Below are 12,551 nucleotides of genomic sequence, written 5' to 3'. Positions count from 1 at the left end.
AGAGTTTATATATGATCAATAATCTTCAATCAACTTTGGACTGTAATATGCTTTGATTTCCTCAGCAGAAGGGACTTTCACTGGCCTCACCACCCTGAAACCAACGAACGAAGCACTTGTCATCCACCATTCACTTTTCGGCAGTTGCGGGTCAAGCACTTTCCATTCTGCTTTTGATGCCACACGTCCTGCACTGCGCAAATCAACAGGTTCATCATCCCATGACCCTCCACGAACGGATGTCGGATACAATTCGGTGACCGGTGCATAAGCTTGGCCGACGGGTTGTTTTGCATAATAATCGGGGATGTATTGGTCTAATGTCCATTCCATCACATTACCATGCATATCGTGCAAACCCCATGCATTTGGTTTTTTGGTGCCTATTTTTTTATAAGCAGCGTCGCTATTCTTACGGTACCAGGCAAATTCATCAATTTTAGTCTCATCATTTCCAAACGAATACGCTGTTTTTGACCCGGCACGGCAGGCATATTCCCATTCAGCTTCGGTTGGCAGTCGATAAAAAATGCCTGTTTTCTCATAAAGCCATTTACAGAAATGAATAGCAGCATATTGAGTCATGTTAATGGCTGGGTATCCCTGGCGGCCCATGCCGAAAGACATGTCTACGTAAGGCGGACTCGGGCGGGTACTTGCATCTGTTTTTTGGACGCTTTTATCCGGATCGGGATGCCTCGCGGCCATTTCCTTTTCCATATTTTTAAATGCATATAAATCATATATATCCCAAATCACTTCATGCTTACCCATCCAGAACGGCTCAATTTTCACCTTATGTTGTGGCCCTTCATCGGCCTTGCGACCTTTCTCACTGGCAGGACTTCCCATCATAAATTCGCCTCCGGGAATGGCAACCATATCATAAAGTTGCGGACTGCCTCCAATTTTCTGCGTGTAGTTCTTGAAATTACTGTCCTGGGCTATTGAATTAAAGCAAAGAAAAACGGTTGAGATAAGGAAAAGAAATTTCTTGGACATGAGAATAAAATGTGTTCTATGGAACTATCAGACTAAATATAAGTGGTAATATTAGCCTATTTACCCTACGAAAACGAATTTTTTCTTTGTTGTTTGATATCTGTCCTAACTTTGCAAACATTGGAATTTTACTCTAAAACATGAATTATCTTTCAGCAGAAAATATAGCAAAGTCATTTGGCGATCAATGGCTTTTCAAGAACATCAATTTTGGAATTAGCCGGGGTGACAAAGTAGCATTGATCGGTACCAATGGAACAGGCAAGACCACATTCCTAAATATATTGACCGGTAAAATTCCGGCGGATGAAGGTGAAGTAAGCATTCGTAAGGACATTCGGGTGGGTTACCTTGACCAAAGTCCCTCATTTGATGAAAACCTACCTGTTTTAGAAGTGATATTCTCCTCCAATAATCCGGTTGCGCAGGTGGTCAAGCGATATGAACACGCTATAGAAACCGATAACCATGACGAACTGGCGGAAGTGATGGAAGATATGGATAAGTTCAATGCCTGGGATTTCGAATACAAGACCAAAGAAATTCTCGGCAGGCTTGGAATTCACCATACCGACAACTTATTCGGGACGTTGTCTGGCGGCCAGCGTAAACGGGTTGCAATGGCAAAAGTGTTGCTGGAAGATCCGGATTTATTAATTCTGGATGAACCAACTAACCACTTGGACCTGGAAACCGTTGAATGGCTTGAAAATTACCTGAATACTTCCAACACAACTATTTTGGTAGTTACCCACGATCGGTATTTCCTGGATACAGTTTGTAATCAAATGCTGGAACTGTCACATGGTTCGGCTTACGCCTATAAAGGCAACTACACGTATTTTCTTGAAAAAAAGGCGGAACGGGAAGAAATGGAGGCGGCTGGAATTGACAAGGCGCGAAACCTGATGAGAAAAGAATTGGATTGGATCCGTAGACAACCCAAAGCGCGCGGAACCAAAGCCAAGTACAGGGTGGACGCTTTTGAAGAATTGAAAGAAAAAGCCAGTCAGAAGAAGTTAGATACCCAAATGGAGCTGAATGTACGGACTTCAAGGCTCGGGAGCAAGATCATTGAATTGAACGATGTGAGCAAAGGCTTTGGGGAGCGTGAATTGATCAAAAATTTTGAATATACATTCAGAAAAGGCGACAGGATTGGTATAGTAGGCCAAAATGGGATGGGTAAATCCACATTGCTTAACATGATCACCGGAGAATTGCTCCCTGACAAGGGAGAAATCTTAAAAGGGGAAACTGTCCAATTTGGCTATTACCGCCAATCTGACTTGGTTTTTAATGAAAGCCAGAGAGTGATTGACATTGTCAAAGACGTTGCCGAAGTGGTTCAGCTGGGTACTGGCGAAACAGTTACCGTTGGTTATTTGCTTCAGGCTTTTTTGTTTTCTCCTTCCAAACAGTATGACTTCATTTCAAAACTCAGTGGCGGTGAGAAACGCAGGCTGCAATTACTGCTCATCCTGATCAAGCAACCCAACTTTCTAATCCTCGATGAGCCAACCAATGATCTGGACATTGCCAGTTTGAATGTCCTAGAAGAATTTCTTTTGAATTTTCCCGGCTGCCTGGTTATTGTATCCCACGACAGGTACTTCCTGGACCGCTTGGTTCAACATATATTTGTTTTTGAGGGAGAGGGTAGAATCAGCGATTTTCCAGGGAATTATACCGAATTGCGCGATTATCAGGATGAGCAGGAAGCTGAAAAGAAGAACTTATCTCAGGCAAATGGCAATAAAACCGCGATTATAGAAACAGTGGCACCGCCGAAGGAAGTGGTGACAATAGTGGCTCAACCGAAACGCAAGCTTAGCTACAAAGAACAGAAGGAAATGGAGCAATTGGAGAAAGAGATCGCGGATATGGAGAAGAAAAAAGTGGTTTTGGCTGAAACTTTACATAAAGGCGGGTCGCATGATGAGCTTGTGAAGTGGTCAAAGCAGATAGAAGAAATAACGGAAAGTCAGGCAGACAAGGAAATGCGTTGGCTCGAACTGTCGGAAAATGCATAATTTTGAGAAGTGACCTATCGTCATCAGCTTTCGAATAACGCCATGGATTCAATTGTAGAGTTTTTCCAATACATTCTTAATTCCGAAGAAATCATTCGCACAGGCGGACTGCTGGTGATAACATTTATTGTTTTTGCTGAAAACGGCCTCTTTTTTGCTTTTTTTCTGCCGGGGGATTACCTGGTATTTCTTGCGGGGGTGTTTTGCGGAACTGGCACGCTGGATGTTCCAATTGTAATCCTTTTATTATGCATGTTCACGGCCGCGGTATTAGGTTCACTAGTGGGTTATATTTTTGGCCGCTATTTTGGCGGAATGTTCGAAAACCGGCCTGATTCATTCTTCTTCAAAAAGAAACATATTGACACGACCCGCAAATATTTTGAGAAATACGGAAGCAGAACATTGATAATCAGTCGTTTTCTTCCTATCGTTCGCACATTTGCTCCCATTTTAGCAGGGTTGGTTAAAATGACCTTCCCTTCTTTCCTTATCAATAATGTAGTTGGCGGCGCAATCTGGATCGGTGCATTAACCGGTGGGGGATATCTGTTCGGTGAGCGATTTCCGTGGATCGTGGATTATGTCCAATACATTATATTATTCTTTCTCGCGATTACGACTTTCACGGTTGTCAAGGGTTACCTCAATGCCCGGAAGGAAATGAGCTAGAATTTTCCGTATTTTTTCCGTTAAAAAGTTCGGCAATAACCTGTGATATGTCCATTTCCAGAGCCGTTGACAATTTATAAACTAAGTCAACATCCATCTTCCTTTTATTATTCTCGATTCTATTAATGACAGAAGTCGACAATTCAAGTGCTTCTGCGAGTGATTCTTGTGTCATATTAGAAGCCAGCCTTAGCTTCCTGAAATTTCTCCCGAAATTGTTCATAGTGTGTTGAAAGAGGCTAGATTAATTGATAATTCTTATAAAAGTTAAACACTCGGGTAAGTGCAATTAACTACACGCCGAATTCATGTAGTTATTACAATTTCTTTGACTTGTTATTGAAGGAATGCTGAGTGAGAAAACTATTGCTTGCCCAAAAAATCTGCTGGCAATTTACAAATAAAATTGAAAGCTCAAATTCATCACGGAAATTTTTTTGTAACAAGCTGTGGCATAATGAATTAAACTATTTTTCTAAATTTTCTCAAAGTTGCGGTTTTCGCAAAAGGATCTGTGAAATAGTTTATTTCATTTGTGAGGTAGTTTAATCTTAATCATAAGTCGAATGAAATATCTACCTAGTTGGACGGTTTGTGGCATCTTATCGTTGTGTTTGCTTATTTCCTGCGATCTGCACGAGTAATCCGTTTTGTCTCCTGATTTAGCCAAAATCTTGTTTGACAGCAGAACAGTTGATGTATCTCTACAAGTGGAATGTTCCAAAATCTAATGATCCGAATGGTTGCTAAGCCACCGTTTATGTATAAGATGGTTATTCATCAGTAGCCTAATTCAATATTATTAATTAAGTGTTTTTTTCAATTTTGTAACGTTTAATTTTCACATATGAAACCTTTTATCCTCGTATCCATGAAAAAATGCATACTATCATTTTTTGTTTTTTTCCTAATTTTTATTACCTTATCTTGTAATGAGGATGGTTTAAACTATGAAAATTATCCTAGGCAAGAAGGTAATGAATTTTTTAAAAATGAAATTAGATTGCTTTATGATACTGAAAATGTATCTATTCCCTTAGCTTCATTTGGTATAAATTCATTTAGTAAGGTTAAAACAACATCTAAAAATGAAGAATTCAAAATAAATGCTATGCCAACTAAGGTAAATACAGTTCTATTTGACCTAATGGATACAGACGTTAAAATATTAAAGACTGGCCAGAGAGAATACATAATAAATATGAAAAATGGCTTCGTAAAAGGAGTTAGTTTATATGTAAATGAATCTAATAAAATGATTAGATATACGCATTTATCGAAAACTGTGGATATAACAGATCAATCTTATAAGATATTATCAACCGAGGACAAAACATATTTTATCTTACTTTACAGCTTACTTGCAGAGGCGATAATTGGAGGTGGAGAAAGGGTTGTACCTAGTATTGTTAATAATAGAGTTCAAAAGTTATATTATGGGTATACCACAGGGTTTGGAGTTACTCAAGAAGAAGCCATTCATCGTGAGTCAACAATAAGAAACTCACCGGAATCTGTGCATGATATACAGCAAAATTTCTGTTGGTATTTAGGGACAACCACTAGTTGCGTTTGGGGAGGTTTTGGATGTGTAACGACTTCAACTTTTTATTGTGGATCCAATGACGCATAATTTTTTAATTTAAAACAAATAATAAGTTATGATAATAGATCATCAAATCTATTCGATATTTTTTATTTGGATTGCCATGGTATTTAGTATAATATTTTTTATAATTAGGGATAAGAAATCATCTGATGTTATAAAAATATTTTACATATTTATCTCTATTTTTATTCCATTTTTGGGAGTGGTAATTGTCATTTTTATGAAAGTTATTAATAGATATTTTGCTCATAAATAACATAGTGCATTATTTTTACTCAACATGGCTGTGTATATATAGAGCAATAATGATGTTTAAAGCATGGTTAAGAGATGCAACATTCCGTCAACTATTTACAAGCCTATATTATTGAATATACACATCGATTTAACAGGCGCAAAAATGGTCGAGATTTCGGATGCATGCTGGGCGAAGCTTTTTGGCTGGCAATAGATCTTTGGATTTATGAATCAGCGCCAGGAAGTAATCCTTCATAATATTAGATTGATTAACTTTGGTGAATAATTAAGGTTACTTTGCTGTTAATGGGCCTAGGTATTGAAGAGAACACATTGGTTATTTTTATATTTTTTATCTAGTTGTTAGGTGCTACAATCTTTTATATACTAGAACAGGTGGATTGAAATACTCGGAAAATAAGTAAGATATTATTTGTGTCATGCTTGCCTTTCTGTGGAATTGCTATTATTTGGGGAGTCTATTTATTTCGTAGAATACGATATTTGATATAATAAATATAAAAAACTTAATAAAAACTGCCACTATTTTGATAGTAATTTTCCGACTTACATTTGACTATAACATATAAATATGCGCATTTAGTCTATCAATGTTTCTGGGATATTTAAAACATTTTGGCAGGATATAAAATGCCCGCTAGTTTAAATAGTTATTTGATTATGGTAATTATCGGATTGATCGCTTATATCATTCTAGCACACCAAATCGACAATGACCGATTCAAAATTATTAAAAATGACATTTGAAAATCAATCTTCATCTTCCTCCTGAAACCATCCCGAATAAATAATATAGTTATTAGCAGTCCTGTCAATTGCAGCATCTAATTCCGGGGAGACATCTTTTAGATATTTAGCTGGGTTGCCGGCATAGATGGTGCCTGGGGGAATTTTTGTGCCCTGGGTTACAATTGCACCTGCGGCAACAATGGCACCTTCACCTACAACTGCTCCATCCATCACAATAGCGCCCATACCAATCAGCACACGGTCTTCAATGGTGCAGCCATGAACAATGGCGTTGTGCGCGATCGAAACGTAATTGCCGATCGTTGTAGCGAAACGCTGATAGGTACAATGGATCACCGCGCCGTCCTGAACATTTGAATGATGCCCGATGCGAATGCAGTTCACATCGCCCCGGATCACCGCATTGAACCATACGGTGCAGTTTTCGCCCATCACCACATCCCCGACAATCGTTGCATTTTCAGCGAACCAGCAACTCTCATCATACGCAGGATGATGTCCCCTAACAGATTTTATATGTGCCATAATTTGTTTTACTCTATTTACTAACCGATAGTTACACTAATTTTTACTCTGACTGGAAAATACTTAAAAAGCGATTATCCATTTGCCAAACGCTGTTTAATTGTTACCGAAAAATAAATATATTAGGGAGAATTAATTTACCTGCGAGGTTATGTCTTCTGCCATGAATGTTGCGAAAGGAAGTTTGTTGATCGCCAAACCGTTTCTCGGTGATCCTAACTTTGAGAGAGGGGTGATTCTGATGTGCGAACATAACGAACAGGGAAGTTTCGGCTTCGTGCTTAACCAAACCACGGAATTGTTTTTAGGGGATGTGCTGGAAGAAACAATCTATCAGGACATTACATTACACCTTGGCGGACCGGTAGAAAAAAATACGCTACATTTCATTCACCGTCGACCAGATCTGGTTTCCGGCGGTGCAGAAATCATGAAGGATGTTTTTTGGGGAGGAGATTTCAATGCAGTCAAAACATTGCTGAACATCAACACTTTGCGCCAGGAAGATGTACGCTTCTTCATTGGATATTCAGGATGGGGCGGTGGACAATTGGACGACGAGCTTAACCAGGATTCCTGGATCGTATCAAATACAACTTCAGAATTTCTGTTCTCAACACCGCCCGGCAACTTCTGGCGCGAAGTCCTGCGAAACATGGGGGGAGAATATCGCTCCATTGCCCATTACCCAATTGACCCTCGTTTAAATTAGTTTTCCGAAAACACCTAATTGGGCTGATTCAGGCCATGTACCGATTCGTAATCGGACTTGATGCGCCCCACTTCGCTGGTAAGAAATTTCTTTAAGCCTTCATTGAAAATCTTCTTCTCATCGTCGGGAAGCGAAGCGTAAAGCTCTTTCAATTCCTGATTAATCGCAGCCCTTTCCTGATCCGTGCTGGCGTTCATGGACCGGATATGAAATCTTTTAAAATCAAACTTCGACATAAGCCACCTATTTAATGGATATCAAAAATACCGAAAACCGTTTAAACCTTAAAATCCGCCGTCAAAAGCGAGATTTCTTTTTGCGATAGATAAATCCCATAATCTGATGAGCTAACCGAACGAGAAAAGGGGGTGCAATGTTTAAGGGCAATAGCTTATTCCTCTTTCAGATGACTAGAAATCAAGTTTTGTTGTTATTCACATTTGTTCTCATTGCAATTGATTGGTACGTTTGGCAGGGTTTGCGTTTGGCCATTCGTAATTTGAGTCCGCTGACACAGCGCTGGATCGGAGGCGCGTATTGGGGCTTCACCTTTTTAACGCTTCTTTCCTACATCGGAATGCAGTTGCTTCCACCCGATTATCTTAAGAGCACAACCAGAACATTTGTCATTGCATTTATTGCCATCCCATATCTTTCTAAGATCCTTGCAGTATTTATCTTATTGGTAGATGATGTCCGCCGTTTCCTGCAGTGGATTGTTAGTTTTTTCTTCCCATCGGCCGCCGTTGTTTCCCCAGAGACGGGCGAAATGGTTATCCCCCGTTCGCAATTTCTAGCGACCACTGCGGTCGTTGCAGGTGCAGGGCTCATGGGAACCTTCGCCTATGGTATCATTTCCGGAGCTCATGATTATCGCATCAGAAGGGTAAAAGTCCCACTAAAAAATCTGCCGAAGGAATTTCACGGGATGAAAATTGCGCAATTATCTGACATTCATTCGGGTAGTTTCTTTAATAAGACAGCAGTCAAAGGTGGGGTGGAGATGCTCATGAAAGAAAAGCCGGATATCGCATTTTTCACGGGTGACCTGGTCAACGACAGGGCAATAGAGGTGAAAGAGTACATGAACATTTTTGATAAAGTGAGGGCTCCGTTGGGAGTTCACTCTATCCTCGGCAATCATGATTATGGCGATTATTTCCAATGGCCCGACATTAATACGAAGACCCGAAATTTATCGGATCTGAGAGCGGCGCATAAATTACTCGGCTGGAATTTGATGCTGGATGAAAATCGGGCGATCACTGTAGATGGAGCGTCGATCGGATTGATTGGTATCCAGAATTGGGGCGCGGGTAACTTTGCCAAATACGGAAATCTTGAAAAAGCCAGCCAGCATATGGACGAATACCCTGTAAAAATCCTTTTGTCGCATGACCCGAGCCATTGGGAAGCGCAGGTTTTACCAAAGTATAAAGACATAGACCTTGCATTGGCAGGACATACCCATGGAATGCAGTTTGGAGTTGAGATCGGCAAGTTGAAATGGAGCCCGGTTCAGTACCGCTACAAACAATGGGCAGGTTTATATAAAGAAAATGAGCAATTTCTGTATGTGAATCGCGGTTTTGGATATTTGGGTTATCCGGGTAGAGTTGGAATTTTACCGGAAATCACAATTTTGGAATTGGTGAAAGCCTGAAAATTGATGAAATTGTAGCATCACAAAATAAATTGTACAGGTTTAGGATCCGATCTCGTTGAATATAAGTTCTGCCACAGATTAAAATTGGATGATGATGAGAAAAATTACACCATGGCTTCTGTTTTTTGCCCTGATTTGCGGCCTTTCAGGTATAGAAACAGTGAATGCAAAGCCTTCTTCAACCAAAATGGAAATGTTTGGAAAAAAGAAGAAATACAAAGGTTATCAGAAGCCTAAGTCCAAGAAAATCCTTGGAATCTTCAAGCGGAAAACCGACTGCGGTTGTCCCAGTCATTAACACCGACACGATTTACTGATTTGCACATATTCAAGAGTAAGCAAGGTCATCATTTCAAAGAGATTTGGATGGTTTTGCTTATTTTTGTATTTTAAAACAACCTATTAACGGCATTGTAAGCCAACGTTGAATGAAAATTAATCTTCGAAACCAGGATAGATTTGAAAGCCGTCACCACGGTAAAGATGCGCAGGAATTGCAGGAAATGCTGAGCACGATCGGGGCTGCGTCGCTGGATGAATTGATAGACCAGACACTTCCGGCAGCCATTCGCCTGGAAAAACCGTTGAACTTACCAAGAGCAAAATCAGAAACGGAATTTTTACAGGGTATCAAAAAGATAGCTTCTAAAAACGCAGTCCTGAAATCATATATTGGAACCGGATATTATGACACCATCACGCCCAATGTAATTCTCCGGAACATCCTTGAAAATCCGGCCTGGTACACCGCCTACACGCCTTATCAGGCAGAAATAGCACAGGGAAGGCTTGAAATGTTGCTTAATTTTCAAACGGTTATTACAGATCTAACCGGAATGGAAATAGCAAACGCATCTTTGCTGGATGAAGCCACTGCGGCGGCAGAAGCAATGACGATGCTGCATAGCCTTAGAAATTCCACAAAGAGGAAAGCCGAAACGTTTTTCGTATCTGAGCTTTGTCACCCGCAAACGATCGATTTGATCCATACCCGCGCCAAGCCAATTGGAATTAATGTCATTGTTGGTAACCACGCCACTTTTGACCTAACAAATGAAAATCTTTATGGCGTATTGGTGCAATATCCTGCCACGAATGGAGAGGTCATTGATTATACTGACTTCATTTCTTCTGCCCACGATTTGAATGTTACAGTGGCAGTCGCAGCAGATCTTCTGTCCTTAACATTATTAAAATCGCCCGGCGAAATGGGTGCTGATGTGGTAGTTGGTACGTCCCAGCGTTTTGGCGTTCCTATGGGTTATGGAGGGCCGCATGCTGCTTTTTTTGCTACAAAAGACTCTTTCAAGCGCAATCTTCCCGGTCGTATCATTGGCGTTTCAATCGATGGAGAAGGAAACAGGGCATTGCGTATGGCATTGCAGACTCGCGAGCAACATATTCGTCGGGAAAAGGCAACGTCCAATATTTGTACCGCGCAGGTGCTCTTAGCCGTCATTGCTGGCGCATATTCTGTCTATCACGGCCCGGAAGGATTAAAAACCATAGCGTCGAGGGTTCACGGCCTGACCTGTTTGTTTGTTGATACCATCAGAAAGTTTCATTATGAAGTACTTACAGAAAACTTCTTCGACACAGTTACGATTCAAACTCCTTTGACCAGAAAAATAAGGGAGCAGGCCCTTAAATGGGGTATTAATTTAAAATACAATAAAGAAGAAAGCATAACTGTATCATTTGACGAAGCGAAGACATTTGACGACGTAATTTCTTTACTAAATGTGTTTGCAGAAGTTTCCGGTTTTCAAGGAGAAATGGTTATTGAGGAGGATTTGGAGTTTTCATTTCCTGAGAATCTTGAACGTAAGTCCGACTATCTCACCCATCCAGTATTCAACACCCATCATACGGAGCACGAAATGCTGCGTTACCTCAAATCTTTGGAAAACAAAGATTTGTCACTGGTACATTCCATGATTTCCTTGGGTAGCTGCACCATGAAGCTGAATGCAACTGCTGAAATGATCCCGTTAACCTGGCCTGAATTTGGTGGAATACATCCTTTTGCTCCCGCAAATCAGGTAGGTGGTTACGCACAATTGGTTGGTGAGCTTAATACCTGGTTGTGTGAAATTACTGGTTTTGCAGCCATGTCATTTCAGCCTAACTCTGGTGCCCAGGGTGAGTATGCTGGTTTAATGGCAATACGTGCTTATCATGAGAGCCGTGGTGATCATCACCGTAACGTAGCCTTGATCCCTCAATCAGCACATGGGACTAACCCGGCATCGGCGGTGATGGCAGGAATGAAAGTGGTGGTAACCAAATGTGATGATCGCGGAAATATCGATGTAGCAGATTTGAAAGCCAAAGCAGAGCAATACAGCAATGATTTGTCTTGTCTGATGGTCACCTATCCATCTACACATGGTGTTTACGAGGAAAGTATCATTGAGATTTGCGAAATGATCCATTCACATGGTGGGCAGGTGTATATGGATGGCGCCAATATGAATGCGCAGGTGGGATTAACCAGTCCTGCAAGCATTGGAGCAGACGTTTGCCATCTTAACCTGCATAAAACGTTCTGTATTCCTCATGGGGGTGGCGGGCCTGGTGTTGGTCCGATCGGTGTAGCGGAGCATTTAATGCCATTTCTACCAAGCCACGTTAATTTCAGCACCCAACCTGAGCATTTGCCTGCTGGTGAAGCCGGTGCAGTATCCGCTGCACCTTATGGCAGCGCAAGTATCCTCACCATTTCCTATGCCTACATTGCGATGATGGGCGGAGAGGGACTTACCAATGCAACCAAATATGCGATCCTGAATGCTAATTACATCAAAGAGCGTTTGAGCGGACATTATGATGTTCTTTACACAGGAACAAATGGCCGCTGCGCCCATGAAATGATATTGGATTGCCGGTCATTCAAGGCTGCTGGTGTAGAAGCAGAGGATCTGGCGAAGCGATTGATGGATTATGGCTTTCATGCACCAACACTTTCGTTCCCGGTTGCAGGAACATTAATGATCGAGCCTACCGAATCTGAATCAAAAGCGGAACTCGACAGGTTCTGTGATGCGATGATCGCCATTCGCAATGAGGTGAAAGAGATTGAAGAAGGTACCGCTAATCGTATTGATAATGTCCTTAAAAATGCGCCGCATACTTCAAGGGTTCTATTGAGCGATTCCTGGACGAGGTCTTACAGCCGTGAAAAGGCGGCTTTCCCACTTCCATATCTCAGGTTCAATAAATTCTGGCCAAGTGTGAGCCGCGTGGACAGTGCCTATGGAGATCGTAATCTGATTTGCTCTTGCATCCCGGTTGAAGCATATGCCGACGAGGCAGTTAACTGAG

Annotated in this window: 10 protein-coding genes; 6 read left to right on the top strand and 4 right to left on the bottom strand. The window is 41.2% G+C overall.

Translation table 11 applies throughout. From position 1 onward, the window contains the following. Nucleotides 1-15 precede the first annotated feature (15 nt). The gene (locus tag FHS68_RS23440; RefSeq protein ID WP_167275717.1) at nt 16-1,002 is read right to left on the bottom strand and encodes a formylglycine-generating enzyme family protein; all 987 of its coding nucleotides are present in this window, start codon (nt 1,000-1,002) and stop codon (nt 16-18) included. Nucleotides 1,003-1,142: 140 nt separating this feature from the next. Here FHS68_RS23440 and FHS68_RS23435 point away from each other — a divergent pair, with 140 nt between their 5' ends. Then, nucleotides 1,143-3,035 carry an ABC-F family ATP-binding cassette domain-containing protein gene (locus FHS68_RS23435; RefSeq protein ID WP_167275714.1) on the top strand — a complete coding sequence of 631 codons (1,893 nt, stop codon included), beginning with the start codon at nt 1,143-1,145 and terminating at the stop codon, nt 3,033-3,035. A 42-nt stretch (nt 3,036-3,077) separates the two neighbouring features. Further along, nucleotides 3,078-3,707, top strand: coding sequence for a DedA family protein (locus tag FHS68_RS23430; protein WP_167275711.1), 630 nt, complete (start codon nt 3,078-3,080; stop codon nt 3,705-3,707). Here FHS68_RS23430 and FHS68_RS23425 read toward each other — a convergent pair. After that, nucleotides 3,682-3,930 (bottom strand): helix-turn-helix domain-containing protein, encoded by a 249-nt coding sequence (locus FHS68_RS23425; RefSeq protein ID WP_167275709.1) that lies wholly within the window; start codon nt 3,928-3,930, stop codon nt 3,682-3,684. The genes FHS68_RS23430 and FHS68_RS23425 overlap by 26 nt on opposite strands. 648 nt (nt 3,931-4,578) lie before the next feature. On the opposite strand from FHS68_RS23425, the gene FHS68_RS23420 reads away from it, so the two are divergent. Next, complete coding sequence (locus tag FHS68_RS23420; protein ID WP_167275706.1) at nt 4,579-5,340, top strand: hypothetical protein; 762 nt, start codon at nt 4,579-4,581, stop codon at nt 5,338-5,340. A gap of 984 nt (nt 5,341-6,324) precedes the next feature. On the opposite strand, the gene FHS68_RS23415 is transcribed toward FHS68_RS23420, so the two are convergent. Next, nucleotides 6,325-6,849 (bottom strand): gamma carbonic anhydrase family protein, encoded by a 525-nt coding sequence (locus tag FHS68_RS23415; RefSeq protein ID WP_167275703.1) that lies wholly within the window; start codon nt 6,847-6,849, stop codon nt 6,325-6,327. A gap of 151 nt (nt 6,850-7,000) precedes the next feature. Between FHS68_RS23415 and FHS68_RS23410 the strand changes: the two genes are divergently transcribed. After that, entirely contained in the window at nt 7,001-7,561 is a 561-nt protein-coding gene (locus FHS68_RS23410) for a YqgE/AlgH family protein (RefSeq protein WP_167275701.1), read from the top strand. 14 nt (nt 7,562-7,575) lie between these two features. Here FHS68_RS23410 and FHS68_RS23405 read toward each other — a convergent pair whose 3' ends face one another. Further along, nucleotides 7,576-7,797, bottom strand: a complete 222-nt coding sequence (locus FHS68_RS23405; protein ID WP_208408410.1) for a hypothetical protein — start codon at nt 7,795-7,797, stop codon at nt 7,576-7,578. Between the two features lie 170 nt (nt 7,798-7,967). Here FHS68_RS23405 and FHS68_RS23400 point away from each other — a divergent pair, with 170 nt between their 5' ends. Continuing rightward, entirely contained in the window at nt 7,968-9,224 is a 1,257-nt protein-coding gene (locus FHS68_RS23400) for a metallophosphoesterase (RefSeq protein ID WP_167275698.1), read from the top strand. Between the two features lie 431 nt (nt 9,225-9,655). After that, nucleotides 9,656-12,550, top strand: coding sequence for an aminomethyl-transferring glycine dehydrogenase (gene gcvP, locus FHS68_RS23395; RefSeq protein WP_167275695.1), 2,895 nt, complete (start codon nt 9,656-9,658; stop codon nt 12,548-12,550). Nucleotide 12,551: the final 1 nt, after the last annotated feature.

This window comes from Dyadobacter arcticus (genome assembly GCF_011762185.1).
Taxonomy (GTDB): domain Bacteria; phylum Bacteroidota; class Bacteroidia; order Cytophagales; family Spirosomataceae; genus Dyadobacter; species Dyadobacter arcticus.
The sequence above is the reverse complement of the archived record's forward strand: the minus strand, read 5'-3'. Positions and strand labels throughout refer to the sequence as shown.